At 61.0% G+C, this 26,190-nt stretch carries 19 protein-coding genes; 3 read left to right on the forward strand and 16 right to left on the reverse strand.

All coding sequences use genetic code 11. The features are described from left to right. Window positions 1-84 precede the first annotated feature (84 nt). Window positions 85-1,053, reverse strand: coding sequence for a PorP/SprF family type IX secretion system membrane protein (locus tag ROI90_RS19800; RefSeq protein ID WP_316000018.1), 969 nt, complete (start codon window positions 1,051-1,053; stop codon window positions 85-87). A 77-nt stretch (window positions 1,054-1,130) separates the two neighbouring features. Continuing rightward, window positions 1,131-5,993, reverse strand: coding sequence for a T9SS type B sorting domain-containing protein (locus ROI90_RS19805; protein ID WP_316000019.1), 4,863 nt, complete (start codon window positions 5,991-5,993; stop codon window positions 1,131-1,133). A 440-nt stretch (window positions 5,994-6,433) separates the two neighbouring features. On the opposite strand from ROI90_RS19805, the gene ygiD reads away from it, so the two are divergent. The 3 genes from ygiD to ROI90_RS19820 all read left to right on the forward strand — a co-directional run bounded on the left by ygiD (window position 6,434) and on the right by ROI90_RS19820 (window position 13,013). After that, window positions 6,434-7,267: a 4,5-DOPA-extradiol-dioxygenase gene (gene ygiD, locus ROI90_RS19810; RefSeq protein ID WP_316000020.1), complete on the forward strand. Its 834-nt coding sequence runs from the start codon at window positions 6,434-6,436 to the stop codon at window positions 7,265-7,267. A gap of 224 nt (window positions 7,268-7,491) precedes the next feature. Next, window positions 7,492-9,966, forward strand: a complete 2,475-nt coding sequence (locus ROI90_RS19815; protein WP_316000021.1) for a M1 family aminopeptidase — start codon at window positions 7,492-7,494, stop codon at window positions 9,964-9,966. A 356-nt stretch (window positions 9,967-10,322) separates the two neighbouring features. Further along, window positions 10,323-13,013 (forward strand): MGH1-like glycoside hydrolase domain-containing protein, encoded by a 2,691-nt coding sequence (locus tag ROI90_RS19820; RefSeq protein WP_316000022.1) that lies wholly within the window; start codon window positions 10,323-10,325, stop codon window positions 13,011-13,013. On the opposite strand, the gene ROI90_RS19825 is transcribed toward ROI90_RS19820, so the two are convergent. From ROI90_RS19825 to ROI90_RS19890, 14 genes are all read right to left on the reverse strand, one after another. After that, window positions 12,979-13,218, reverse strand: a complete 240-nt coding sequence (locus ROI90_RS19825; RefSeq protein WP_316000023.1) for a hypothetical protein — start codon at window positions 13,216-13,218, stop codon at window positions 12,979-12,981. The genes ROI90_RS19820 and ROI90_RS19825 overlap by 35 nt on opposite strands. A 236-nt stretch (window positions 13,219-13,454) precedes the next feature. Further along, the gene (locus ROI90_RS19830) at window positions 13,455-14,000 is read right to left on the reverse strand and encodes an ankyrin repeat domain-containing protein (protein WP_316000024.1); all 546 of its coding nucleotides are present in this window, start codon (window positions 13,998-14,000) and stop codon (window positions 13,455-13,457) included. 69 nt (window positions 14,001-14,069) lie between these two features. Next, complete coding sequence (locus ROI90_RS19835) at window positions 14,070-15,122, reverse strand: bile acid:sodium symporter family protein (protein ID WP_316000025.1); 1,053 nt, start codon at window positions 15,120-15,122, stop codon at window positions 14,070-14,072. A 91-nt stretch (window positions 15,123-15,213) separates the two neighbouring features. Beyond that, complete coding sequence (locus ROI90_RS19840) at window positions 15,214-16,512, reverse strand: PepSY-associated TM helix domain-containing protein (protein WP_316000026.1); 1,299 nt, start codon at window positions 16,510-16,512, stop codon at window positions 15,214-15,216. A 114-nt stretch (window positions 16,513-16,626) separates the two neighbouring features. Beyond that, entirely contained in the window at window positions 16,627-19,122 is a 2,496-nt protein-coding gene (locus tag ROI90_RS19845) for a TonB-dependent receptor (protein ID WP_316000027.1), read from the reverse strand. A 214-nt stretch (window positions 19,123-19,336) separates the two neighbouring features. Further along, on the reverse strand, window positions 19,337-20,398 hold the full coding sequence (locus tag ROI90_RS19850) for an LLM class flavin-dependent oxidoreductase (protein ID WP_316000028.1): 1,062 nt from the start codon (window positions 20,396-20,398) through the stop codon (window positions 19,337-19,339). A gap of 64 nt (window positions 20,399-20,462) precedes the next feature. Beyond that, complete coding sequence (locus ROI90_RS19855; RefSeq protein WP_316000029.1) at window positions 20,463-20,873, reverse strand: DUF6691 family protein; 411 nt, start codon at window positions 20,871-20,873, stop codon at window positions 20,463-20,465. A gap of 15 nt (window positions 20,874-20,888) precedes the next feature. Next, window positions 20,889-21,449, reverse strand: a complete 561-nt coding sequence (locus ROI90_RS19860) for a YeeE/YedE family protein (protein WP_316000030.1) — start codon at window positions 21,447-21,449, stop codon at window positions 20,889-20,891. A gap of 29 nt (window positions 21,450-21,478) precedes the next feature. Further along, window positions 21,479-22,111 carry a class I SAM-dependent methyltransferase gene (locus ROI90_RS19865; protein WP_316000031.1) on the reverse strand — a complete coding sequence of 211 codons (633 nt, stop codon included), beginning with the start codon at window positions 22,109-22,111 and terminating at the stop codon, window positions 21,479-21,481. Between the two features lie 145 nt (window positions 22,112-22,256). Continuing rightward, window positions 22,257-22,595 (reverse strand): rhodanese-like domain-containing protein, encoded by a 339-nt coding sequence (locus ROI90_RS19870; RefSeq protein ID WP_316000032.1) that lies wholly within the window; start codon window positions 22,593-22,595, stop codon window positions 22,257-22,259. A gap of 25 nt (window positions 22,596-22,620) precedes the next feature. After that, window positions 22,621-23,958, reverse strand: coding sequence for an MBL fold metallo-hydrolase (locus ROI90_RS19875; protein ID WP_316000033.1), 1,338 nt, complete (start codon window positions 23,956-23,958; stop codon window positions 22,621-22,623). 77 nt (window positions 23,959-24,035) lie between these two features. Further along, complete coding sequence (locus ROI90_RS19880) at window positions 24,036-24,839, reverse strand: sulfite exporter TauE/SafE family protein (RefSeq protein ID WP_316000034.1); 804 nt, start codon at window positions 24,837-24,839, stop codon at window positions 24,036-24,038. 66 nt (window positions 24,840-24,905) lie between these two features. After that, window positions 24,906-25,223: an ArsR/SmtB family transcription factor gene (locus ROI90_RS19885; protein ID WP_246010622.1), complete on the reverse strand. Its 318-nt coding sequence runs from the start codon at window positions 25,221-25,223 to the stop codon at window positions 24,906-24,908. Between the two features lie 259 nt (window positions 25,224-25,482). Continuing rightward, on the reverse strand, window positions 25,483-26,124 hold the full coding sequence (locus ROI90_RS19890) for a CatB-related O-acetyltransferase (RefSeq protein WP_316000035.1): 642 nt from the start codon (window positions 26,122-26,124) through the stop codon (window positions 25,483-25,485). Window positions 26,125-26,190 lie beyond the last annotated feature (66 nt).

Raw genomic sequence — 26,190 nt, forward strand, 5'->3', positions numbered from 1 at the left:
CCTCTGCATAACAGTTGGTTTGGCAACGAATCGGCAAAGATGCTTCGGCCTCCGGCCTCTGCATGACGTTTCTATAATGGAACCCTACCAGAACCGATTGGTGCAGACTACCTGGGTCTTTTTCTTAAGGCGAAGGCCTACTAGCACCTCGTGGCTGCCGCCGTGGTAGCCGGCCAGCTCCGAAAGGCCGGCATCATAGGAATAGCCGAAAGTGAACTGCTCGTAGTTTAGGCCCACCAAGGCCACAAACGAATCGAAAGCCCGCCATGATACCCCGCCCCAAAGCAAATCCTGGTACTTGAGCTTGGCATTAATATCGAGGGAAACGGGGGCCGGCTGCACGGCCTTCACCAGCACCGAGGGCACCAATGACCAGTCGTCGGAGAGAGGCACCCGCACCCCGGCCGTGGCGAAGTAGTGCCGCTTCAGGGAGTTGCCCGCGCCTTCGGCCAGGTTGGTAGGCCCATAGGAGAAGTTAAGTTTGTTGGCCAGCAGCTGCGCCCCCGATACGCCCACGTAAAAATCGGAGCTATACACCCACAGGCCAATGGCGGCATCTGGCACTCGGGCGGCGTCGCTGGGGGCTACGGTGGTGGGGTCGAAAAACCGCAGCTGGGTGCCATCCACGGCAAACTGCTGCATGCCCGCCGCCACGCCCAGGGCCGCCCGCAGGTTGGGTCGCAGCACCAGGTTGTAGGCGTAGGAGAGGTAGGCACCCTTGCGGCTGGTGGGCCCGGTCTGGTCGTTATACACCAGCCCCCCAATGGCGTGGAAGGGCCGCCGCCGGTCGTTGAGGGTGCGCTTATTGGTGGTGCGCCACTTGCCCAGGGAGGAACTGGCGCTGAGGTAGTAAGTTTTGGGCGCGCCCTCCAGCCCCGTCCACTGAGTGCGGTAGCTGGCTTTCACGTCGATGTAATCCTCCACGCCTGTAGCGCCGGGGTTAAGGATGTAGTTATTGTTCATGTACTGGCTGTACTGGGCCTGCTGTTGGGCCAGGGCCGGCGCAACAGCCAGCAGCAGCAGCGGAAGCAGCAGAGGTAAGGCTCGTTTCATACCCGTCATGTGGTGGTGCTGTCGATAGGAGAAGGATGGCGGACTGGCCACGCGGGGTGCGCGGTCGGCCCGCTCAGTTAATACAGAATCGTAATCGACCCGCTGTAGGACCTACCCAAAGGTCCTTTCGTGACGACGACGTAGTAGTAAGTGCCCACCGGGGCGGGTTGGCCGTTGATGTCGCCGCGCCACTCATTGGCCCGGCCGTAGTTGTTGGCGGAGAAAATCTTGGTGCCCCAGCGGTTGAACACCGTCACGGTGTTGTCGGGGAACTGCTCGATGAACTCAATCTGCCAGGTATCGTCGCGGCCGTCACCATTAGGCGTGAAGGCGTTCGGAATTCGGATGGGCGGGCGCACCACCACCGTTACCTCGTCAGAATCAGCGCACCCCCCGCTCCCGGCCGAGAGAGTATAGGTAGTAGTAACGGTGGGCGAGGCTATGGGCTTCAGTGAGTCACCGGAGAAGCGCAGCGTCTGGGAGGGGGTCCAGCGTACGGAGTAGCGACCATCGGCGCGGCCTTCCAGCGTCACGGAATTGCCGGCCAGAACTTCCTTGTCGGGACCAGCATCCACGTTAACGGGCGGCTGAATGCGCACGGCAATGGCATTGGAAATGGCCGTGACGGGCTGGGCACAGGTGTTAGTGGTGCGCAGGCGGAGCGTTACCAACTGCCCTTCGCGCAGGGTAGTGCTGGTAAACACCGGACCCGTGGCCCCTACCACATCAGCGCCATTCACTTGCCACTGATACTGGGGCGCGGGGCCGGCCCCGGTTATGCTGGCAATACTGAACGTGAGCGGAGCCCCTAGGCACACGGGGTCACCCGGCTGCACCGCAATGCTTAGGGTGGGTGCAGGAGTAGGTGTACGCGTGACGGTAACCGTGGCCACGGCCGGGCCCGTGCTGCACAGGCCCGGTGAGGGCGTTACTTCCACCCGTACTTGGTCGCCGGTAACGAGGGTGCTGCTGGTGAAAGTAGGGCCGCTGGCTACGGCCACGTTGTTTACAAACCACTGAAAAGCAGGCGTGGGGCCCGCGTTGGCGGCCACGGCCGTAAAGGTGAGCGGAGTACCGGGGCACTCCACGGGCGGGGAAGCCAGCGTTACGGTGGGCGTCACGCGGGGCTGCACCCGTACCGTTACTACGTTGGAAATGGCCGTAGCGCAGGTGCCCGTGCCCGAGGTTACGCGGCGGCGGAAGTAGGTGGTAGCAGTCAGGGGTCCGGGCGCGTAGGTTGCGTCGTTGGCCCCACTAACAGCCGCCCAGGTACTGTTATCCAGGGATGACTCCCATTGATAGCCATAGGTGCCCGTGCCCCCAGTAGCCCCGCCGCCGGTAAGCGGGGTAGGAGAAGTACCGGCGCAAATATCCTGGTCGGCGGTAATGGTGCCCGCTGTGAGGGCAGGCAGCACCGTCAGGGTTACCACGTTGGAGTACTCCGGTCCGCAGCTGCCGGAAATTACCCGACGGCGGACATAGGTAGTAGCCGTGAGGGACCCCGGAGCGTACGTGGCCCCATTAGCTCCCGAAATGGTGGTCCAGGTGGTGTTATCCGGGGAAGATTCCCACTGATAGGTGTAGCTGCCCGTGCCGCCGGTAGCACTGGTGGTGCTGGCAAGTGGAACCGGAGCCGCACCTGGGCACACGGTTTGGTCTTGTCCGATGCTGCCGGCTACCACGGCTGGCGTTACCGTTAGGGTCACCACGTTCGAGTACACCGGCCCACAGGCCCCGGCCGTGGCTCGGCGGCGGAAGTAGGTGGTAGCGTTAAGTGGACCCGGAGCGTAGGTTGCATCCGTTGCTCCCGAAACAGGTGTCCAGGAACTGTTGTCAGCCGAGGATTCCCATTGATATGTTACCGAAACAATTCCCCCCGTGGCCGCCCCGCCACTTGATAGAGGCGCTGGTGTTGCGCCGGAGCACAGTGTCTGGTTGGTACCAATGCTACCTGCCGTCAGGGCCGGGGCTACGGTGATAACCACCGAGGCCGTGTACTCCGGTCCGCAACCGCCCGAGGCTACGCGGCGGCGGAAGTAGGTAGTGCGGGTCAGCGGGCCGGGAGTATACGTGTCGCTCGTTGCCCCGCCAATAGCCGTCCAACTCACGTTATCCGAGGATGATTCCCACTGATAAGCGAAGGTGCCCGTGCCCCCGCCAGCTCCTGCGCTGCTAGTCAGTGGGGCGGGTGTAGCTCCGTTACAAATGGTCTGGTCGGCGGCAATACTGCCGGCCGTGAGAGTGGGCAGTGCGGTCAACTTTACTACGTTGGAATACACCGGTCCGCAGTTTCCGGTTGTTGCGCTACGGCGGAAATAAGTAGTAGCCGTCAGGGGCCCCGGAGTATACGTTGCACTAGTTGCACCTGGCAAGGTGGCCCAGGTAGTGTTATCGACCGACGATTCCCACTGATACGTTACTGCTCCCGCGCCCCCGGCTGCATCGGTGGAACTGGTAAGCGGGGCTGGTATAGCGCCTGAGCATAGCGTCTGGTCGGCGGCAATACTGCCAGCTGTGAGTACCGGAGCCACTGTCAGCGTAACTACATTCGAGTAAACCGGCCCGCAAGCCCCCGAAATGGCCCGGCGGCGGAAGTAGGTCGTAGCCGTCAACGGACCGGGTGTATAATCGGCGTTGGCAGCCCCCGAAATGGCCGTCCAGGTTGAATTGTCAACCGAGGACTCCCATTGGTACGCCACCGGCCCCGGCCCGCCCAAAGCTGGTGTGATGCTGGTGAGCGGGTTGGGCGCAGCTCCGTTGCACACGGCCTGGTTGGCGGCAATAGTGCCGGCAGCCAGGGCGGGGGCCACGGTGATGATTGCAGTGTTCGATATGGCCGTGCAGGGCCCGGAGCTGACCAAGCGACGGAACAGGGTAGTGGCCGTCAGCGTGCCCGGCGCGTATGTTTCTCCAGTCGCTCCGCCAATAGTGCTCCAGGTACTGTTATCCGTTGATGATTGCCACTGGTAGGCAAAGGTGCCGTTGCCGCCGGTAGCGGAGGCACTGCTGGTAAGGGGAGCGGCCGTACTACCGGCGCATACTGTCTGGTCGGCGGCAATACTGCCCGCCACCAGGGCCAGCGTAACCGTAAGCCGTACGGAGGCGGTAAACGTCGGGTCACAGTACGGATTTCCGTTGGAAAGCAGCAGTTGCACGCGCCGCCGGAAATAGTAGGTGCCCGCTGGTAGGGAGTTACCGGGCTGGTACGTCGACCCGGTGGCCCCCGCAACGTCCGCCCAGGTAGCATTATCCGTTGACGATTCCCACTGGTACCTGATCTGCAGAATAGGGTCGCCGATGGCTGGGGCAGTACTGGCGAACGGGGCTGGCGTAGTGCCCGCGCACACGGCCTGGTCGGCGGCAATACTGCCTGGTTCCGGCAGTCCCGGCACCCTGAACAGCCCTTGACTTTCGCGGCAGAAGCAGTCGGTGGTGATGCGCAGCTTTACGGTGTAGTCACCGGGCTGAGCGTAGGTGTGTACCGGGTTGGCGTCGGTGGAGGTGGTGCCGTCGCCGAAGGTCCATTCGTAAGATTCGATATCAAAATCAATGGGCGGGGCCTGAAACTTCACCGTTCGGCAAGCCGTCAGCTCCGCCTGAAAGCCTACCCGCAGCAAGGAGCTTTGGTTGAAGTTGGGCAGCCCCAGCCCACTCCGCCGCCCATTCAGCAGCAGGCTATCCTCCACAAAATCCACCGCAAACCCCACCGAGTCGGGGAAGGTATCGGGCTTGGGGATGAAGCCCAGGGCTGGTTGGTTTTCGCGGGCTACGTAAATCTTGCCATCGGGAGCGGCCTGCATGGAGCCCAGGTTAGCAGGTGGCATTTGCTTGAGTGGAACGCTGATTTTGCTAGCCGGAACGTTCGTCGTCCGCAAATCAAACTGCAGCAGCTTGGCCGGGTTCAGCACAGTGGCAAACAGCCGGCTTTGGCTGGGCGAAAATTCCACACCGTAGTAGCTACCTTCCTTGCTGTCCACGATAAAAGGCGTCTGAGCACTGGCCGAAACCTCGCCCGTGTTGGTATCGAAACTGAATAATTCCACCGTGCTGGAGCTGTCCCCGGCCACTTCACTGAAGCGGGCTAGAGCTAGTTGCCGGCCGTCGGGCGTCACTTTCATCTGGCCCCGGTAGCCTTGCCTGGCTACGTTGGGCGCGTGCAAGGAGCCGACAGAAGAAATTACTGGATTAGGGTTTCCGTTAACTACTGGCAGTACTCCATTAATTGTTATTCGGTAGGCTAGAAAGGCGTCGCCCCGGTTGTTATTGCCGGTTTTGGCGCTGCCCCAGCCGTGGGCGATAATCCAGATGTCGCAGCCGTTCTTGTGGAATACGCCCGTCAGCTTGTGGGCCGTGCCGCGGGCCAGCAGGTTGTTGCGGCTGATGATGGTGCCCGCGCCTCCGCCGGCGGGAATTTCAATTTCTGAGTAGCACAGGCCAATCGTGTCGTTGAGGGCGAATACGTAGTAGCGCGTGGGGGCAGTTTGGGAAATAAAGCTGCCAGGCTTCTTCACGGCCAGGGCTCCATCGGTGGAGCGGGGCGTGCCGCCTAGGCCCGTGCCCATAATGGAGTGGTCCCGGTTCCAGATGGTGTCGCCGTTGGTGTAAAACAGCAGCCGGCCGTTACCATCCGACATCACCCCGGAGCCAAAGGGAGCCGTCATCCGGCCATCGGTGAGTACTGTGGGCGGGATGGAATCAGTGGCTTGGTTGAAATCAAGGCCCGCTTTGTGCCCGAAGTACCAAGTATTGGCAAACTTCTCGTCCTGGCTGCACTCTGGGGGCGGGGTACCCTGGCCCAGGGCGGAAACAACCGTCAGTAGCAGCAGTAGCAGCGGCAGGAGCCACCCGGCTGTCGGGCGGGCCCGCCAGCGGCAGGTTTGGCCGGGTGGGGCAGTGTTCGGCAGAAATACGGGAGCAGGCGGTGGTAGCTCTGTGGGCATAGAGGCGCGGGTCAGGGGGCAGATAGATAAGCAATTGGCAACAGGAAAGGTGCCGGCTATCCTGTTTATTCAACGAAGCCGAAGGGCTGTGTATTGCCAAAAAATGCACTGGCCATAGGTTTCTCTAAAGCTACATACCACCTGTTAATTTTGTGCAAAAAAATGCATGAATAGTGCATAATAAACTAGCGGTTAACAATGAACAAAGGGTGAGGATAAGCCAATGGCTACTTCGGGGGCTGCGTACTTTTCTTATCCCACATCAAGGAAGCGTGATGCGCCGCCCGCTAGTTTTGCTGTTGAGAATGAGTAAGAGTAAGAACGTCATGCAGAGTTGAAAGCAAAGCATGATGATTCAGCTGCTTCACACTTCACTCAATAACCCCATGCAGCGCCGTCATTTTCTTCAACTACTTGGCACGCTGCCCATTGCTACCGCTATGAACTCTCTGCAAGACCTCCACAAAACTGCCAGCAGCTTCCAGACCACCGTCAAAATGCCCGTGCTGTTTGTCGGGCACGGCTCCCCGATGAACGCGCTGGCCGATAACGCCTTCACCCAAACGCTGCACCGGCTGGGCCTGGACATTCGCGACCGGCAGCCGCCGCGGGCGGTGCTGGTGGTGTCGGCGCACTGGCTCACGCGTGGCACCTTCGTGGCCGTAAACGAGCGGCCCGAAACCATCCACGACTTCGGCGGCTTTCCACAGGAGCTGTTTGCCATGCAGTACCCCGCGCCCGGCGCCCCCGACGTGGCCCGCGAGGTACTGCAGGCCCTGCCCGATGCTCATCCTACCGACGAGTGGGGCCTCGACCACGGCACCTGGACGGTGCTGCACCACGTTTTCCCCGAGGCCGACATTCCGGTGTTCCAGCTCAGCATCAGCTACCACCAGCCGCTGACGTACCACGCCGAGCTGGCCCGGCAGCTGCAGTTTCTGCGGCGCCGGGGCGTCCTGATTCTGGGTAGCGGCAACATTGTGCACAACCTGCGCCAGAGCATGCCCAAGCTCATGGCCGATGACCCCACGCCCTACGCCTGGGCCTCGGAGTTTGACGAGTGGGCCAAAGCCAAAATCAACCAGCGCGACCTGCACGCGCTGGCCCACTACCAGCAGGCCGGCGCCAGCGGCCCGCTGGCCGTGCCCACCCCCGACCACTACATTCCGCTGCTCTATAGCCTGGCCCTCGCCGAACCCGACGACGACATCCGCCACGCCTACGAAGCCGTAGAGTACGGCGGCCTGAGCATGCGCACGTTTGTGGTAGGGTAGGGGGCTTGCTGATTTCGGACACTACAGAACGTCATGCTGAGCAAAGCTGGAGGCGTAGTCGAAGCATCTCTACTGCTTCATTGCAGTAGTCGATTAGCCAGATACAGAGATACTTCGGCAAGCTCAGCATGACGTTCTGTGATTTACGTTCTGCCGTACCCCAGGCAACGCTCGGCAATCAGGCTGCATCTGTCGGAGCGCAAGTTTTCTACCTTGCGTCCTCTATGCGCCATATCCTTCTGCTGACTATTAGCCTGACTGCGGCCACCACGGCTGCCACCGCCCAAACTGCCGCTACCACCTACCGCGCCACGGAGCGCAAAGTCAACGACTTGGTGCATACCCGGCTGGACCTGCGTTTCGACTATGCCAAGCGCTACGCCTACGGCAAGGAATGGGTAACGCTCAAGCCCCACAGCTACGCCACCGACTCCCTACGGCTGGATGCCAAGGGTATGGATATCAAGGCAGTGAACCTGGTGCAGAACAATGAAACGAAGCCGCTCAAATACGCCTACAACCAGCGCAAGCTCCTGATTCAGCTGGGGCGCCTGGTGCCGGCAGGCGAGGCGTACACGGTTTATATCGAGTACACGGCCAAGCCCGACGAGCTGGACATTAAAGGCAGCGCCGCCATTGGCGGGGCCAAGGGACTGTACTTCATCAACCCCGACAGCGCTGTGGCCGGTAAGCCGGTGCAAATCTGGACCCAGGGCGAAACGGAGTCCAATTCGGCCTGGTTTCCCACCATCGACAAGCCCAACCAGAAAACCACTTCCGAAATCAGCCTGACGGTACCCGCTAAGTACGTCACGCTTAGCAACGGCGCCCTGGTAAGTCAGACGCCCGCCGGCCCCGGCCTGCGCACCGATACCTGGAAGATGGACCAACCCCACGCGCCCTACCTGTTTATGCTGGCCGTGGGCAGTTTTCGCAAAACCACCGAAACCTGGCGCGGCAAGGAAGTAAGCTACTACCTGGAGCCCCAGTACGCGGGCCAGACTCAGGCCATTTTCGGTAAGACGCCGCGCATGCTGGAGTTCTTTTCTGCGCGGTTGGGGGTAGTGTATCCGTGGAATAAGTACGCTCAGGTGGTGGTGCGCGACTACGTGAGCGGGGCCATGGAGAATACCACGGCCTCCTTGTTCGGGCCCCATGCCCAGGGCTCGGCCCGGGAGGTGGCCGACTGGGACTACACGCTGGTGGAGCGGGAAGTGGCCCACGAGCTGTTTCACCACTGGTTTGGCGACTACGTGACGGCCGAAAGCTGGAGCAACCTGACCGTGAACGAGAGTTTCGCCAACTTCTCGGAGGTGCTCTGGGCCGAGCACGAATACGGCCCCGATGCCGGCGCGGCCCAGGCCTACCGCAGTCTGCGCAACTACCTCGGCAACCCCGCCAACCACTCGCAGCAGTTGGCCCGCTACCAGTACGCCGACAAGGAGGACCTGTTTGACGCCGTGAGCTACCAGAAGGGCGGCAGCATTCTGAACATGCTGCGCACCTACTTGGGCGAGGAGGTATTCTTCAGCGGCCTGAAAACCTACCTGACGCAAAACGCCTTCGGGACCGGGGAGCCGCCCCAGCTGCGGCTGGCCCTGGAGCAGGCCTCAGGCCAGGATCTGAACTGGTTTTTCAACCAGTGGTACTACCGTGCCGGCCACCCCGTCGTCAGCATCGACTACGCCTACGACGCCGGCCGGCAGGAGCAGACCGTGACCATTAAACAGACCCAGCCCGGTACGCCCTTCCAACTGCCCATTGCCGTGGATGTGTACGTGAGCGGTAAGCCTCAGCGCCACCAGATAATGATGCGCCAAGCCACCGAAACCTTCCGCTTTCCGGCCGCCAGCAAGCCGGAGCTGGTAAACGTGGATGCCGACAAGGTGCTGCTGTGGCAGAAAACCGACAACAAGCCCCTCACCGAGTACGCCGCCCAGCTGCGCCTCGCCCCCCGCTACCTCGACCGGCGTGAAGCCTTGGCTGCCGCTCAGAGCCAGTTGAAAACGCCATCCTCGGAGCCCGTAGCCCGGCAGCTGCTGACGGCCGGCCTCACCGATGCTTCTCCGGTGCTGCGCCAGTTTGCTATTGAGGCCCTCGACCTCCAAAATGCTGCTTTGCGCAAGGCCGCCGCGCCGGTTCTGGCCCGGTTGGCCGCCACCGATGCCTCGGCGCAAGTGCGGGCGGCAGCCCTCCTGGCCCTGGGCTCGGTGCAGGATAAGCAGTATGCACCTCTGTTCACGAAAGCCCTGGCCCATTCTTCGTATCGGGTGCAGGGGGCCGCGCTGCGCGGGCTGCTGCCGCTGCAACCCGCGCAGGCGCTGGCCCGCGCCAAAGCCTTCGAGGCCGATAATAAAGGCGGGCTGACGGTGGCGCTGGTGCAAGTGTATGGGAAAGCCGGCAGCGCCGCCGAGTGGCCCCTGATGCGAAGCAAGTACGACGCTGCCGAGCCCAACAGCCAGTTCGACATGCTGGCCGGCCTCGGCGACATGATGGGCCGCCTCGACGACCCCACGGTCCTGACCGAAGGCATCACCCGCATCAAAGACCTGACGGTGCGCTACAAGCCCTACATTGATGCCTCCCGCCTCATCGGCCTGCTCCGCCAGATTGAGCAGCAGCAGGCCAAGCGCCCCCACTCCACCCTGGTAGCCCGGCAGGTAACCGCTGCCGTAGCCGAAATCGAAGCCGCCAAGTAGGCAGCACGATGCAGAGACGCGTATTCGCGTCTCCTCGTTGCTGAGGTTGAAACCGTTTAGAAAGATGAAAACATCTGTCATCCTGAGCTGGCGAAGGACCTTGTCGCGCCTGAACTAGCTGTTGCAACGTCATAAGGTCCTTCGCCAGCTCAGAATGACAGGAGAAAGGTGGGGGTTGTGTAACGGGGGGCTACGGAGTTGTGGGTCGCTACACCGTGTGCATCACCGATTCTTATGGTCGGGATTTGACTGTTTTCGGGCTGAATCCGCTGCCTGCAGGCAAACCCACAACCGGTCGGGCCAACTCTGTGCGCCCAAGCGCGTACCTTTGGGCTGGGATAATTCCCCCTAATGGTATGACGCAGGAACAAGTACGCTTAGCTCAGCACCAAACCGGTGAGGCTCGTTGGAAGAAATTTGGCCCCTACCTCACGGAGCGCCAGTGGGGTACGGTGCGCGAGGATTACAGCCCCGATGGCAACGCCTGGAACTTCCTGCCCCACGATTTGGCCCGCAGCGTGGCCTACCGCTGGGGCGAGGAGGGGCTGGGCGGCATCTCCGACGACCAGCAGCACCTGTGCCTGAGCGTGGCTCTCTGGAACGGGCAGGATGAGATGCTGAAGGAGCGGCTGTTCGGCCTCACCAATGGGCAGGGCAACCACGGCGAGGACGTGAAAGAGCTGTACTATTACCTCGACAGCACGCCCTCCCACTCCTACATGAAGATGCTGTACAAGTATCCGCAGCAGGAGTTTCCGTATGAGGAACTGCGCCGGGAAAATGCCGCCCGCACCCGCCTGGAGCCCGAGTTTGAGCTGCTTGACACGGGCATCTTCGCTGAGAGCCGCTATTTCGATGTATTCATTGAATACGCTAAAGCTGGCCCTGATGATATTTTACTGCAGATAACGGCGCATAACCGGGGCCCCGAGGCGGCGCCCTTGCACATTCTGCCCACCTTGTGGTTTCGGAATACCTGGGCCTGGGGGCATGCGGCCAGCGACGCGGCACCTATGCTGCGGGCCACCGGCCCCGCTGCCGCCACCGCCGACCACGCTGCCCTGGGCCGCTACCACGTGTACTGCGACGAGCCCGCCGCTCTACTTTTCTGCGACAACAATACCAACTACCACCGCACCGGCGACCCATTTGGGCCCACCGGCACGGGCCGCTATTACAAGGACGGCATCAATGATTACGTGGTGGAAGGCGACGTGACGGCCGTTAACCCGAACCGGGGCGGTACCAAGATGGCCGCCCACCACCCCCTGGAAATTGCCCCCGGTGAGGCCCGGGTGGTGCGCCTGCGCCTTAGCCAACAGGAGCTGGCCGAGCCCTTTGCCGATTTCGGGCAGGTGATGGCGGCCCGCGTGCAGGAGGCCGACGGGTTCTACGAGTGTATGCAGCAGGAGCTGCCACCCTCAGCCGATGTGTGCAACGTGCAGCGCCAGGCCTTTGCCGGCATGCTCTGGAGCAAGCAGTTTTACTACTATGATGTAACCCAGTGGCTGGACGGTGACCCCGCGCTGCCTCGCCTGCCGGGCCGCCGCCGCAAGGGCCGCAACAGCAACTGGCGCCACCTGCACAACCAGGACATTATTTCCATGCCCGATAAGTGGGAGTACCCCTGGTACGCGGCCTGGGACTTGGCCTTCCACTGTATTCCGCTGGCCATGGTAGACGCCGATTTTGCCAAGGATCAGCTGCGCCTGCTCTGCCGCGACTGGTACATGCACCCCAGCGGGCAGCTGCCGGCCTATGAGTGGAACCTGAACGACGTGAACCCGCCCGTGCACGCCTGGGCCACCTGGCGCGTGTACCAGATGGATAAGAAACTGCGCGATAACCAGGGTGATACGGCCTTCTTGGAGGCGGTCTTCCATAAGCTTAGTCTGAACTTCACCTGGTGGGTAAACCGCAAGGACAAGAGTGAGCGGAACATCTTCGAGGGCGGCTTTTTGGGGCTGGATAATATTGGCGTGTTTGACAGGAGTGCCCCGCTGCCCACCGGCGGCCATATTGAGCAGAGCGACGGCACCAGCTGGATGGCCATGTTTGCCCTGAACATGATGCGCATGGCCATGGAGCTGGCCAGCCATAACCCTGTGTACCAGGAAATGGCCGGCAAGTTCTTCGAGCACTTCCTCTACATTGCCGATGCCATGACCCGGGGCGGCGACGGACAGTTTAACCTCTGGGATGAGGAAGACCAGTTCTATTACGACGTGCTGCACACCCCCGACGACGCCCGCACCAAGCTGCGCGTGCGCTCCATCGTGGGCCTGATTCCACTATTTGCCGTGGAGGTCATTGATGAGGAGTTGCTCAACTCCTTACCCGAGTTTACGGAGCGGGCCCGCTGGCTGCTCGAAAACCGTCCGCATCTGGCCCAGCTGGTAGCTCGCTGGCAGGAGCAGGGTAAAGGTGCCCGCCACTTGCTGAGTCTGCTGCGCCGTAGCCGCCTGCGCCACCTGCTCAAGCGCATGCTGGATGAGCAGGAGTTTCTATCTGATTTCGGCATCCGGGCTATGTCGCGCTACCACCTGGAAAACCCCTACGTGTATAGTACCGTCGATACCGACTTTACCGTGCAGTACGTGCCTGGCGAGGCCGAGAGCAGCATGTTTGGGGGCAACAGCAACTGGCGCGGCCCCATTTGGTTTCCTATCAACTACCTCATCATTGAGTCCTTGCAGCGCTTTCATAGCTACTACGGCGACTCCTTCCGGGTAGAGTACCCCACGGGCTCCGGGCAGCGCCTCACGCTCCAGGAAATTGCCGATGCGTTGTCGGGCCGGCTAACCAAGCTGTTCCTCAAGGACTCAGCCGGCCGCCGCCCCGCCTTCGCCAACGATGAGCTGCTGCAGACTGACCCCCACTTCCGCGACTATCTGCTGTTTCATGAGTACTTCCACGGCGACACGGGCCGGGGCCTGGGGGCCAGCCACCAAACCGGCTGGACGGGCCTCATTGTGCGTCTGCTGCGCCACCAACTATCCAAAAACCAGGCTGCTAGTTTGATAGCGGGAGCAGCCACGGCAAGCTAAGTGCCTGCTCCACTGGCCCTTGAAACACCAGGCGGCTGTTGCGCAAGGTGCCGGCATATACCTCTACTTCACTTGTGCCGGCCGGAATAAAAATGCGTACCGTTTCGGTGCGGCGGGGCCGCACGTAGGTGCTGCCAGCTTGCTGGGGCTCAACTGGCCCGGATATTTCAAAGAAACCGGCGCTAGTCAGTTGTAAGTCAAGCATGTAGTTGTGTAGATATGTTTCGGCAGCACAAAGCCTAAAGCCCTGGCACTTAGTTCCCCACCGAAATAGTACCGCGCAGAAAATGCCGTGCGGCGGGCCTCTTCGCGCGGCCATTGAATAGTATTATATATATATAACCATGTGGTAACCTTTTAGCGCAGCGTCCGCTAATGGTCTTAAACGCAGCAGGCCCGGTGGTTTTACCGGGCCTGCTGCGCGCGTGCAGAGTACAAAATCTATTGTCTGCTCTGAATCAGCTTGACTACGTCGGCGTTGCCGCCTTCCTTGGCGTTGGTCAGCACGTCTTTGCCGTCTTTGTCCTTAGCTTTGGGGTTGGCGCCGCTGGTTAGCAGGACCTGCACTATTGCCAGGTTGCCTTTGGCCGCCGCGGCCATTAAGGGCGTCATGCCAAAGGAGTCCGCTTTATCTATTTGGGCTTTGTGCTTGAGCAGCGTTTTGACCACCTCCAAATGGCCATTTTCAGCAGCCAAGAACAGAAAAGTGGTTGGAAAGCCGGGCATCATTTCAACCGTGGTATTGGCATCAGCCCCGGCCGCCAGTAGGGTTTCAAGCGCCACCGCCTGGTTTTTCATAACGGCCGCATACACTCTCTGAGTAGGTGTTTGCGCCTGCATAGAAACGGCAGTGGTAAAAAATAGAGCGAAACCGAGAAGAAGTTTTTTCATGCCGGGAAATACACGCGGGAAGAGGGATGCAAATTCAAAGATAAACCAGTCATACCGGAATACCTCAATTTGTGCAACCCCAGCCGCTACCTGCACCCGCTCGGCCTTGGGCCTGATAGCGCCCTACTCAAGGGCGTAGAAGAAGCAGAACCCGGCATAGCTGAATTAGGATTTTGCCTCTGCCTGACGGCCCATGTGTTGGGCCATCATACTGGCCAGAATAATTTGCAGGGCGTGGTAGAGCATCAACGGCAAGAGTAGCAAACCCGTAGCGGCCATACCTGGAAACAACAGGCTCGCCATTACGCTGCCGTGCACCAACGATTTTTTGGAGCCGCAGAATAAGGCTGTAATCCGGTCTTCCCGTGAGAAACCCAGCACATTGCTGATGCCCCATACCACCCCAAAAATGGCCATGTACAGACCCACCATGCCCAGGCCCAGCAAGGCCACATCGGTGGGGGCGTAGCTGCGGAAAATGCCCTCCGCAAACGACTCACAGAAAGCTGTAAACACAATCAGCAAAATCACAATCTGGTCGGAGATGCGCAGGCTGCCTTTGTGCTGCTCAGCAAACGCCCCGAAGCGGCGGCTGAGCAGCACCCCGGCTACAACTGGCAATATCACCTGCCAGGTGAGGCTGAGCGCCAGGCCCCAGAGGTGGCCACTGTCGGCGGAGGTGTGCAGAAACAAGCTTGTCCAGAGCGGGGTGAGCACAATGCCGAGCAGGCTGCTGATGCTGGCATTGAAAATAGCGGCCGGCAGATTGCCGCGCGCCATACTCACCATTACCACCGAGGAGGAAACCGTGCTGGGCAGAGCACACAGGAAGAAAATGCTTTGCCAGAGTAACTCGCCCTTATCACCAGCAAACAAGGGCCGCACCGCCAGGGCCAGTACCGGAAACGCCACAAACGTAATCAGCTGGACTATGATGTGAAGCTTCCAATTGCGCAAGCCAGCCCGGAGCTTATCCAGGCTCAGGCGCAGACCGTAGAAAAAGAAAATAAGCGCCACGCCGGCCGTGGTAATGGTTTTCCAGGGAATGGGGCTGGTTTTGCTGCCCGCTTCCGGAAACCAGTAGGCCAGTACCACCGCGCCCACCAGCCCCAGCAGAAACCAATCGAGCAGGCCCGCCCGCCGGAGCAGGGCCACCAGGCGGTTCTCGGTGGGTGGCAAGGGCGCGGAAGTGAGAGGAGAGGAAACGGGCTGTGGCATAGGAGGCAAAATAAAAGCGTCGGGCTAAAAGTAGCCCGACGCCTCAGAAACGTACGGCAGCAGCAGCCGGAAGGTTAAATACCGCGCGGGATTAGGCCACCGCTACGCGCCGCAGTTTCTTACGCTCCTTTTTCAGGCGGTTCAGCCACATGATAACGCCGGTGATGGGGAAGGTGAAGCCCAGCACGCATACCACTAGGCTGATAATTTTGGAAGGCCAGCCGAAGATAGAACCTGTGTGCACAGGCTTGAACAGCCCCCGCACCCGCTGGCCCAGGTTGCGCTGCTCGTAGGTTTGCTCCCGTAGCACCTGGCCCGAGTACTGGTCGAGGAATACTTCGTCGGTTGCGTTTTCGTACACGGCATTGGGCCGCAGCGTAGCTACCCGAATGCTGCCGGTGGAGTCTTTGGGTAGCTGCAGGGCGTAGGAAATGGCTTGGGGAGCCAACTGCCGGGCGCGGGTCAGGGCGGCATCGGTAGTAAGGGCGCCGGCCGGGGCGGCCGTTGCTACGGCTGTAGCCGCGGGCACCACCGAAACCGGGGGCTCGGGGCGCTCCATGGGCGAATTGGTAACCGCAAAGATGCCCTTGTTGAACCACTCAAACGACCAGGCCAGGCCGGTAAACGCAAACACGAACAGGAACAGCGCCGCGTAAAAGCCCAGCACAATGTGCAAATCGTGGTTGAGGCGCTTCCAGCCGCTGTTCCACTTTACCTTGAGCCGTTGCTTCACGGCCTTGCGCGTGGCGGGCCACCACAGTACAAGGCCAGTGCCAATGATGAACAGGAACAGGAGCGTGCTCACGCCCACGATGAGCTTGCCCACGGGGCCACCCAGCATGCCCCGGTGCAGGGCCATCATGGTGAAGAAGAACGTTTCACGGTAATTCAGCTCACCGGTTACGGCGGCGGTGTAAGGGTTCACGAATACGACCGGGCCCCGGCCGCCTTCACCACCCTTGCCGCCTTTGCCACCCTTACCCTCCGGGCCTTTTTCCCCCTTGTCTGCACCGTTGCGTGCCTCCTGGCCCCCCTCCGGGCGGGAGCCGCGAGCTTGCTCGGTGCGAAGACCTTTGGCTTCGCCGGCTTCCGGCTTTTTGCCGCCCTCGGGGCCGCCGGCCAGGCTGAACTCCACGGTACGAGTGGGGTCGGCGTATACTTTAACGCCCGTAATTTTGGCGTCGGCTTTATAGGCTAGTACGGCTTGCTGAAGACGGGCCAGGGGCAGGGCGGCCGTAGGGGAGGCCTGCACAAAGTACCGCTCGGGGTGCCAGGCCTGTTCCAAGTCCTTCTCAAATACCAGTACGGCCCCGGTCAGGCACACTACGGCAATAATCAGCCCCGAAACCAGGCTGAGGTAGAGGTGGATGTTGCGGAAAAAGACTTTCATAACTCAGAAAAACACGGTTCGGAAACTTGGCGGAAAACCCGGGAGCTTCTGGTTGCAGCCAGTTGCTTCCGGGTTTCCTCACTCACTAAGGTACTATTTCACTCACTTCCTCACTTACAGGCGGTAGCCCACGGTAGCCGCAAACTGGCGCGGAGCAATGGGGTTCACGCTGTTATCGTCGTGCACGTTGTAGCTGAGCTTGTTGAGCACGTTCGAGAGCTTCAGACGCAGGCTCAGCCGGTCATAGGTGTAGCCCATGGAGGCGTCGAGCTGGGTGTAGGACGGCAGCGGAATCAGGCGGTAATTGTCGTTTACCACGTTGCCCCGGGTGCTGCGGCCAGCCTGCCGTTCTCCGATGTAGAGGGTAGTTACGCCCAGGTTCAGGCCGTGTAGCAGGCCGTTCTCGAAGGTGTAGAACACGCTGGCGTTGGCCGTGTGGTTGGGGTTGTAGCGCAGCAGGCTGCCGATTGTGTAGATGTTGCTTTCGGTGTAGGCAGTGCGGTTGTAGCTGTAGCCCCCGATGAGCGACCAGCCCTGCATAGGCTTGCTCTGCACGTCCAGCTCCACGCCCTTGCTGGTAACCTCCCCGGCCAGCTCCTGAGCCGCGGGCATGTTGATGTTGTAATTGGGCGCATCCACCAGAATCGTTTGGGCCAGGTTGCTGTTCACGATGCGGTAGCCCGTGAGGTTAGCTGAGAGCAGACCATTGAACAGCTCGTTTTTCACGCCCACCTCGTACTGGTCGATGATGGATGGGGGCAGGGCCGCGCCGGTGTTATCCGCGCCGCCATTGGTGTTGAAGGAGTTGGCGTAGGAGGCGAAAACCGACATGGTTTTCAGCGGCTGATACACTAGGCCCAGCCGGGGCGAGAAGGCGTCATCGTAGCGTTTGGTTCGGCTGTAAGACTCTGGTGTTCTCGTTGTGGCGTGGGTGAAGCGGTACGTGCCGGTTTCCTGGTAGCTGTAGCGCACCCCAGCCAGTAACTTCAGCTTTTCGGTAATTTCGATGAGGTCCTGCACGTACACCCCCACGCGCCGGATGGGCGAGTAGGTGCGGGTGTTGCGGGTGAAGTTCGGGACGGTGTTGTTTTCAACGTAGCGCTCTGGCTCAAACACGTTGATGGAGTCGTAGCGGCCAATGGCGTTGTAGGCAATGGCGCGGGTGTTGTACTTATCGGCATCCATGCCTACCAGCACAGTATGCTTCAGGAAGCCGGTTTGCACCTTGCCCGTCACGTCCAGCTGGCCCAGGAAGTAATCCTCCTTGGTTTCACTGGCCTGCAGGCTGCGCACCTGGTTGCCATACAGCGCGGGGCTGCCGGTGAGGATTTTGATGGGTTTGCCATTCTTGTCCACCCCGCTGAACACGTCCACCGAGTCGCGCACGTTGCTAGGGCGGGAGGCTGAGCGCAAATCGTTACTGAAGCCCTGGTAGGCTGCCACGCCGCGCACCTGCCAGGTGTCGTTGAGGTGGTGGGTGAGGGTGGCGGTAGTGGATTTCTGCTCCGTACCAATATTGGCCCAGCTGGTGTTCAGGAAACGGCCGCGCGGCACATCCGGAATGCGGTAGTTGATGGCCCCAATTCCGAAGTCAGGGGTGCGGTTATCTTTCAGGTAGTCGCCTTCCAGCAGAAAATCAGTCTTGCTGCCAATTTTGAAGAGCAAGGATGGGTTCACGTAAAACCGCTCCCCCTTTACCTCGTTGCGGAAGCTGCGGCTGTTCTCGTAGGTGGTATTTACCCGGAAGGCTACATGCTCACTGCCATTTACGGCCCCATACAAATCCAGCGTGGGCTTGTAGAAGTCGTAGCTGCCTATGCGCATCCCCACGGAGCCACCCTGCTCAAAGCGGGGCTTCTTGGTTACCAGGTTGAGCACGCCGCCGGCGGCCACGTTGCCGTAGAGGATAGCGTTGCTGCCCTTCAGCACTTCAAACCGCTCCAACGAGCTGGTTTCGGGCAGAATGCTGTTGTTGTAGCGCACCCCATTTTTAAAGGTGTTGCTGCTGCCAAAGGCAAAGCCCCGGCCCGAAATTTCTTCCTGGTAGCCGCCCGTGTTGCCGCTCACGTACACCCCGCTCACGTTGGCCAGCACGTCGCTCACGCGCAGTACCTGCTGCTGCTCCAGCGTCTGGCGCTCCACAGTGAAGGTGCTCTGGGGCAAATCAAGCGGGGCAATGGGCAGCTTGCCGATGGCCACGGGCCGCTCGTTGAGGCTGCGGCTGCCGTTTACGCGTACTTCGTTGAGCTGCTGCTGGTTTTGCTGCACCGTGAAGGCCGGTACGCTGGTGGTTTCGCCCCCCGTTACGGTCACCGTAACTTCCTGGGTGCCGTACCCCAAGCTGCTCACTACCAGCTGGTAGGAACCCGCCGGGGCAGATAGGCGGAAGCTGCCATCGGTGTTGGTAATGGTGCCAAAAGCTGTGCCCTTCAGCGCCACCGTCACGCCTTCCACCGGCTGGCCCTTCTCATCCAGTACCCGCCCGCTCAGGCGGCCCCGCTGCGCCGTATCATCGTCGCCGTGGCGCAGCTCCGTGGCGGCAGCCTGAGACACGATGGGGGCGGTAGTTGTGAGGGAGAGAAGGAGTAGAAGCGGTAGTGGACGGGCCATCAGAGCGAGGGAAGCTTGTTTAGATTGATTTAAAACAATGCAAAGCTCGGCTCTATTTAGATAGATTCAAAACAGTTCTTTAGAAAAAATCTATATTAACCAGCATGTATTTGAATAGCAATATATTACTGGATTAAGCTCCTCGGTGGGGGCGTATATTTAGCAAAAGCCCGGCTGTTGACCGGGCTTTTGCTAGTAGGGTAAGTAGAGTTGTTTATGCCGGTACCGTAGCCTGCCGATGCAGTTGTGGCTGCAAGGCAAAAGCATCGGCCAGGAGTTCGTAGGAGCGAAGCCGGTCGTCGTAATCGTGGGTGATGGTTACGGCTACCACTTCATCCACCCCATAAGAGGCCGCCAGCTGGTCAATTTCGGCCTTTACCTTATCGGGGGTGCCACTAATAATGCGGGAGTGATGATAGGCCAGCCGGGCTTGCAAATCGGCGGAAAGCCCGCGCACGTTCACCTTTTCTACGGCCTCAATGGGGGTAAACTGGCCAGTTTCGAGCTTGAGCATCTGCAGGGCCAGGTTATCGGCCAGAGCCTGGGCATGGCCAGCAGTATCAGCGCACGCCACAAAGATGGCCACGTTGGCCTGCGGGACGGCCAGCTCGGGTGAGGGCCGGAACCGTTCCCGGTAGGTCTGCACCATGCGGGGGCCGCCGTTGGGGTTGATGAAGTGCGCAAAGCTGAAGGCCGCGCCCACATGAGCCGCAAACAAGCCACTTTGTCCGCTGGAGCTCAGCAGCCACATTTCGGGCACAGTATCCACAAAAGGCGCGGCTTTCACCTTGGCATGAATGGTATCTTCCACCACCTCGTCCCGCAGGAAAGCCCGCAAGTCCATGAGTTGCTCGGCAAAGTCTTCGTCGCGGAAGGCATTATGGGGGTTGAGGGCGTGGGCCGTAATCCGGTCGGTACCGGGGGCGCGGCCTATGCCCAGGTCAATACGGCCGGGGTAGAGGGCTTCCAGCAGGCGGAAGTTCTCGGCCACTTTCAGGGCCGAGTAGTGGGGCAGCATCACGCCGCCCGAACCCAGCCGGATGCGCGGGGTTTCGGCCCCGAGGCGGGCCAGCAGCACCTCGGGCGCGGAACCGGCCAGGGTACGGGTGTTGTGGTGCTCCGACACCCAGAAGCGGGTAAAGCCCAGCCGGTCCGTGAGGCGGGCCAACTCCACGGTGTGCTGCAAGGCCTCGCGCGGGGTGCGCCCCAGCGGCACCGGCGACTGGTCGAGCACGCTGAGTTGTATAGCCAGGGAAGTTGAGTCAGTGGAATTCATAGGGAATATAACCACCGAATGAGCCGGTTAGTTTACAAGCCCTGCGCCTACCCGATGCGCCGGCTTACATCGGTAGTTTATCACGCAGGGCGCTGTAGGTCCAAGTGCCGGCCAGAGCTGCCAGAATCATGACGGCCGCTGCCGGTACGCCGCTGCCCAGCTGCGCAAAAAGCGGCCCGGGGCAAGCGCCCGTAATGGCCCAGCCCAGCCCAAATAGCAGCCCGCCCAGCCAGACGCCGTGGCTGTACTGCTTGTCGGCCAGCCGGATTTCCTCGCCGTTGATAGTGCGCAGGCGGTTGCGTTTAATAAGCTGAATGGACAGCATCCCGACGACAATGGCCGAGCCGATAACGCCGTACATATGGAAGCTCTGAAACCGGAACATTTCCTGAATCCGGAACCAGCTCACTACTTCGCTTTTGGTTAGGATAACGCCGAACAGCGTACCCATCACCAGGTATTTGAGGTTTTTCATGGAAAGCAGACGGGATTAAAACAACAGCGGATACACCACCCAGGTCATGAGTAGGCCACCCGCAAAAAAGCCGATAACGGCCACCAGTGACACCCATTGCAGGTTGGACAGGCCGGAAATAGCGTGGCCCGAGGTGCAGCCCCCGGCGTAGCGCGTGCCGAAGCCCACCAGAAAGCCACCCAGTACCATAAATACCCAGCCCTGCCAGTTACCCAAATTGTTCAGGTCAAACAGCTCCCGGGGCAGCAGGCCGGAAAAATCGGTGAGGTGCAGCTCGGCTTGCAGGTCGCGCACGGTGGCCGCCGATATGGCAATGACCTCGGGGTGGCCCAGCACGCGGTAGCCCAGCAGGCCGCCCAACGCAATGCCCAGCACAAACCACAGGTTCCAAGCCTCTTTGCGCCAGTTGTAGGTGAGAAACGGCAATCCGGCCGGTACGCAGGCGGCGCAGATGTGGCGCAGCGAGCTGCTGATACCCAGGGCCTTATTGCCAACCAGCAACAGTGCCGGCACCGTGAGGCCAATGAGTGGCCCGGCCACGTACCAGGGCCAGGGCTGACGAAGAAAATCAAGCATAATTAACAGGAAAACAGGGAGAAGAAACATCAGGCCGCCAAAGCCGGCTGGCGTTGAAAGGAGCAGAACAGGAAGTTCTGGGTGGTCCGGAAGGGCGTGTGGTGGTCCTCGGTGAGGCAGCGCAGCTTCCGGAAGCCGGTGTGCAGCTCGGCCGTGAGGCTGGCCTCGCTGTACTGGCGGATGGGTAGGCCACTGCACTTAGTCGGGCCGGCCGGCGAAAACGTGCCCAGCGTCAGGAAGCCTTCGGGCTCTACGGCGGTGCGGGCCAGGTGCAGATAGTGGGCTATTTCGGGGGCAGTGGTCAGGAAGTGAAACGCGGCCCGGTCGTGCCAGAGGGCGTAGCGGGTGGACGGCACAAAGGCACATACATCAGCCTCCACCCACTGCACATGCCGGGCGGCTGCGCCCAGCCGCTGCCGCGCCCGCGCCGCGCCGGAAATATCCAGCACCGTGAGGTTGCGGTAGCCGGCCGCCAGCAGGTAATCCACCAGCCGACTGTCGCCCCCGCCCACGTCAATAATCGGGGCCTCAGGCGGTAGGTTGAAGGCTTCGATAAACTGCAAAGAGGTAGCAGGCACCGGCTGCGTCCAGCTCAGCTCCTGGGGCTGTTTGTGGGCGTATATCTTTTCCCAGTGTGCCTTATCGGCCGCGGAAGAATCCATCTTGGAAAGGAAATAAGAGAGGAAAACAAGTCGTTCAACGGGTAGACGCGACACTTCGCGTCTACCCGTTGAACGACTCGGAACCGCACTCAGTAAATAACATCAGCACGCGCCGAGACGCGAAGTGTCGCGTCTCTACATTGTTCTAGCGCACCAGCTGGCCGGGCCAGTCGAGGACGCCGCCCACCAAGTGGGCCACGGCCGGGAAGCCGGCTTCGCTGAGCTGCCGGGCAGCCGTGGCCGAGCGGGCCCCGCTGCGGCAGTACACGTACACCGGCCGGCGGTGGTCGAAGGCGGCCACGCGCCGGGCGAAATCGGGAGCGGTAACCTCCACGTTGAGGGCGCCGGGCAGGTGCCCGCTGGCAAACTCCTCGGGCCGCCGCACATCCAGCAGCAGCGCCTCGGGCTGGCGCAAAGCTGCCGCAAACTGCTCGGGACTCAGATTCTGGTACGCGGCGGACTTAGGCTTCAGGAAATCAAACATCAGGCAAGAGAAAAGGAGGGAGGATTTAAAAAAACGACTTCACGGCTTCGCCCAGATCGAAAACGGTAGCCTCGGGCAACGCAGCGGCCACGATACTGCTGCCCGCCGCCGAGCGGTAGCCGCCGGCGCAATGCACCACGATGGGTTTGTCTGCCGGAACTTCCGAGGCCCGCTCGCGCAATTCGGGCAGCGGAATGTTGAGCGAACCGGCAAACAGCGGCTCGTCGCGGTGCTCGGTGGCCGAGCGGATATCCACGATGGTGTACTGCCCCGGGTGCTGGCGGAACTGCGCCACATCCAGTAGCGGCAGCGTAGCCGCCGTATCCGGCGTGCCCACCAGTGCCCCCAGCGCCAGGGCTTCGTAGCCGATTTTGGCCGTTTTGCGGATCAGGTCTTCCCGCGTGGCCTCGTCGGGGGCAATCAGGTAAAACCGCTCCTCGGGCCCCACAATAGAGCCCAGCCAGGTTTCGAATTTGCCGCCCTGCTGGATGTTGAGCGCCCCTGCGGCGTGGCCTTGTTTGAATTCGGCCTCAGGCCGGGCATCCACCAGCACCGCGCCGGGCTGCAAACCGGCCCCGGCTGCCAGGCGCGGCACCTGCTGCACGCCGGCCGCGTAGGCCGGGGCACCGGCTTTGTTCAGGGCCATATCGTAGCCGAAATATTTGGGGATAAACGGCTGGTCAGCCAGCAGTTCCCGTACGAAGTCTGCTTCGCTCATGTCCCGCAGCATGGGGTTGCCGAATTTCTCGTCGCCGATGGTGCTGCTGCTGGCCCCGCTCAGGGCCTTGCCGCAGAGGCTGCCCGCGCCGTGGGCCGGGTACACCAGCACGGCATCGGCTAGGGGCAGGAGCTTGTCGCGCAGGGAGTGGTACATCTGCCGGGCCAGCTCCTCGCGCTGGGCCGTGAGGTTGCCGGCCTTCTCGCGCAGGTCGGGCCGGCCCACGTCGCCGATAAACAGCGTGTCGCCGGTGAAAACGGCCACGTCCTGCCCCTCGCGGCTGAGCACGATGCTGATGGAATCGGGGGAGTGGCCGGGCGTATTCAGGGCCCGGAAAGTGAGCTTACCGCTGGTGAAGGAGTCGCCCTCATCAAAGCTTTGGTGCGGATAATCGGCCCCCACGAGCTTACTGACGCGGATAACGGCCCCGGTAGTCTGGGCAATTTCCCGGTGGCTACTCACGAAGTCGGCGTGCGGGTGCGTCTCGATAACGGCCACGATACGGGCCTCGTGGGCCCGGGCAAAATCGTAGTACGGCTGCGGGTCGCGGGCCGGGTCGATGAGCACGATTTCGCGGGCGCACTCGCTGAGCACGGCGTAGGAAAAGTGGGCCAGGCCCTTGTCTTCAAACTGCTCGATTTTCATGGCAAAAAGCAACTAGAGAGGAAAATGAATAGATACAAAGCCAGTCCGCACCGGCCCGCGAAACCCAAAGCAGAACGCTAGAACACCAGCTCCCGCAGCAGAATAAACGTGCCCATAGCCAGCGTAAACCACCCGAAAGCCGGCTTGAGCCGGTGACCCGGAATGAAGCGGGCCAGGTAGGTGCCCGCCACGATGCCGGCCAGCGCAAATGCCAGAAACCCCAGCAGAAACGGCCAAGCAATGGGCGTGCCCGCGCTCAGGTCGCCGCTGAACCCAATCAGTGAGTTCAGGGCAATGATGACCAGGGACGTGCCCACGGCCAGCTTCATGGGCAGGCGCGCGCCCAGCACCAGGGCCGGGATAATCAGGAAGCCGCCGCCCGCCCCCACAAAGCCCGTGAGCGTGCCCACCACCAGCCCGATGCCCAGCACCAATGGGTAGTTGAACGGCGGTTTCACAGCAGTTTCCGCTGGCGCTTCCGGCCCCCGGCTCCGGATCATGGATGCGGCGGCCACTACCATCAGCCCAGCAAAGGCCACCAGCACCAGCAAATCCTTGGTAACCACCAGCCCGCCCAGCGTAAACAGCTCCGCCGGAATGGCCGGCATCACCAGCCGCCGCACCGCAAACACCGCCGCCAACGACGGCCCCAGAAACACCAGCGCCGTTTTCAGCGACACCAGCCCCTTGCGGAAGTAGCCCGAAGCCCCCACCACCGAAGTGGAGCCCACCACAAACAGCGAGTAAGCAGTGCTCAAAACCGGACTCACGCCCATCAGATACACCAGCACGGGGACGGTAAGAATGGAGCCACCCCCGCCCATGATGCCCAGGGAAAGGCCGATAAAAATGGCAGCAACGTACCCAATGGCGTGTAACATGAAAAGCTGAACGTATGTATTTATGAAGGATTATTCATGCGTTACGGCAAAAAAAAGCCGCGCCCGTTACAGAAACGTGCACGCGGCAATGCACTGGATTACATCCACCACTTCGCGCATTTTGAGGGCGTAGAACACATTTTTGCCGTCGCGGGAGCTGCTCAGGATGCCCTTCAGCTTCATGCCCGAGAGGTGGTGGGAGGCCAGACTCTGCTCAATGTTCAGCCGCTCGCTAATGTCGTTTACCGACAGGCTTTCCTGGGCCGCCAGCAGCTGCACAATGGCAATGCGGGTGGGGTGGGCCGTGGTTTTGAGGATAAAAGCCACCTTCTCCATCTTCTCGATGGACAGGTTCATTTCGACGGGAGCAGTGGTAGGAGCCATACGGTATGCAAATGTATGATCATTTGTTCATGTATACAAATCAGCCGCTCGGTTTGGTTCCCGGCTCTTGTGCTTTGTTCAGGCGGTTCACTAGCCCAGGGTTTAAACCCTGGGCTACGGAGCGGTTATCATCACAACGTCAGCACGCGAGATTCCGCGCACGTTCGGAGTGACGTTCTGGCGAAGCGGTACAGATACTTCGTCCCTGGCTTGATGCGCCACATGCTCAGCATGACGTTCGGGTGTTTGCCGCTGCCGGCTACCGGGCCTGCTCCAGCGCGTCCACGTCGGCGGCTCCGAGCAACGCTAGGTGGCGGGTGATTTTCTCGGCCGGCCAATGCCACCACGCCAGCTTTTCCAGGCGGGCGATGGTGTTTTCGTCGAAGCGGAAGCGCACCACCTGGGCGGGGTTGCCGGCCACGATGGCGTAGGCCGGCACATGGCGCGTCACTACGGCTTTGGTCGCCACCACCGCCCCGTTGCCGATGTGCACGCCGGGCATGATTGTGGCGTCGTGCCCAATCCAGACGTCGTGGCCCACCACGGTGTCGCCTTTGGATGGATATTTCTCGGCTACCGACTGCCCCTGCATGGCCGCTTCCCAGCCACCGCCGAAAATGGCAAACGGGTAGGTGGAAACCGGCGCGGTTTCGTGGTTGCCGCCGTTCATGATAAACTTCACTCCGGAAGCCAGGGCGCAGAACCGGCCGATGATGAGCCGGTCGCCGATGAAGTCGAAGTGGTACAGCACGTTCCGCTCGAAGTTGGCCGGGTCGTCCAGGTCATCATAATAGGTGTAGTCGCCTACTTCGATGGTGGGGCGGGTGATGAGGTTTTTCAGAAACACCAGCTTGCGGTGGTGGGGCAGCGGGTGCAACGCAGCGGGGTCGGGACCAGTCATGGCGGGGGAAGTAAGGCGCAAACATACGCGACTGTTATTGGCCCGTCGGAACGTGTCCCCGGAGCT

This window comes from Hymenobacter endophyticus (genome assembly GCF_032464715.1).
Lineage (GTDB): Bacteria > Bacteroidota > Bacteroidia > Cytophagales > Hymenobacteraceae > Hymenobacter > Hymenobacter endophyticus.

Excerpts from the sequence above, each read along its gene's own strand:
- ROI90_RS19860 (WP_316000030.1), bottom strand. The coding sequence starts at position 21,449 with ATGCTTGATTTTCTTCGTCAGCCCTGGCCCTGGTACGTGGCCGGGCCA.
- ROI90_RS19880 (WP_316000034.1), bottom strand. The coding sequence starts at position 24,839 with ATGTTACACGCCATTGGGTACGTTGCTGCCATTTTTATCGGCCTTTCC.
- ROI90_RS19875 (WP_316000033.1), bottom strand. The coding sequence starts at position 23,958 with ATGAAAATCGAGCAGTTTGAAGACAAGGGCCTGGCCCACTTTTCCTAC.
- ROI90_RS19840 (WP_316000026.1), bottom strand. The coding sequence starts at position 16,512 with ATGAAAGTCTTTTTCCGCAACATCCACCTCTACCTCAGCCTGGTTTCG.
- ROI90_RS19855 (WP_316000029.1), bottom strand. The coding sequence starts at position 20,873 with ATGAAAAACCTCAAATACCTGGTGATGGGTACGCTGTTCGGCGTTATC.
- ROI90_RS19805 (WP_316000019.1), bottom strand. The coding sequence starts at position 5,993 with ATGCCCACAGAGCTACCACCGCCTGCTCCCGTATTTCTGCCGAACACT.
- ROI90_RS19890 (WP_316000035.1), bottom strand. The coding sequence starts at position 26,124 with ATGACTGGTCCCGACCCCGCTGCGTTGCACCCGCTGCCCCACCACCGC.
- ROI90_RS19835 (WP_316000025.1), bottom strand. The coding sequence starts at position 15,122 with ATGCCACAGCCCGTTTCCTCTCCTCTCACTTCCGCGCCCTTGCCACCC.
- ROI90_RS19825 (WP_316000023.1), bottom strand. The coding sequence starts at position 13,218 with ATGCTTGACTTACAACTGACTAGCGCCGGTTTCTTTGAAATATCCGGG.
- ROI90_RS19845 (WP_316000027.1), bottom strand. The coding sequence starts at position 19,122 with ATGGCCCGTCCACTACCGCTTCTACTCCTTCTCTCCCTCACAACTACC.
- ROI90_RS19870 (WP_316000032.1), bottom strand. The coding sequence starts at position 22,595 with ATGTTTGATTTCCTGAAGCCTAAGTCCGCCGCGTACCAGAATCTGAGT.
- ROI90_RS19815 (WP_316000021.1), top strand. The coding sequence starts at position 7,492 with ATGCGCCATATCCTTCTGCTGACTATTAGCCTGACTGCGGCCACCACG.
- ROI90_RS19865 (WP_316000031.1), bottom strand. The coding sequence starts at position 22,111 with ATGGATTCTTCCGCGGCCGATAAGGCACACTGGGAAAAGATATACGCC.
- ygiD (WP_316000020.1), top strand. The coding sequence starts at position 6,434 with ATGAACTCTCTGCAAGACCTCCACAAAACTGCCAGCAGCTTCCAGACC.
- ROI90_RS19850 (WP_316000028.1), bottom strand. The coding sequence starts at position 20,398 with ATGAATTCCACTGACTCAACTTCCCTGGCTATACAACTCAGCGTGCTC.
- ROI90_RS19800 (WP_316000018.1), bottom strand. The coding sequence starts at position 1,053 with ATGAAACGAGCCTTACCTCTGCTGCTTCCGCTGCTGCTGCTGGCTGTT.
- ROI90_RS19820 (WP_316000022.1), top strand. The coding sequence starts at position 10,323 with ATGACGCAGGAACAAGTACGCTTAGCTCAGCACCAAACCGGTGAGGCT.
- ROI90_RS19885 (WP_246010622.1), bottom strand. The coding sequence starts at position 25,223 with ATGGCTCCTACCACTGCTCCCGTCGAAATGAACCTGTCCATCGAGAAG.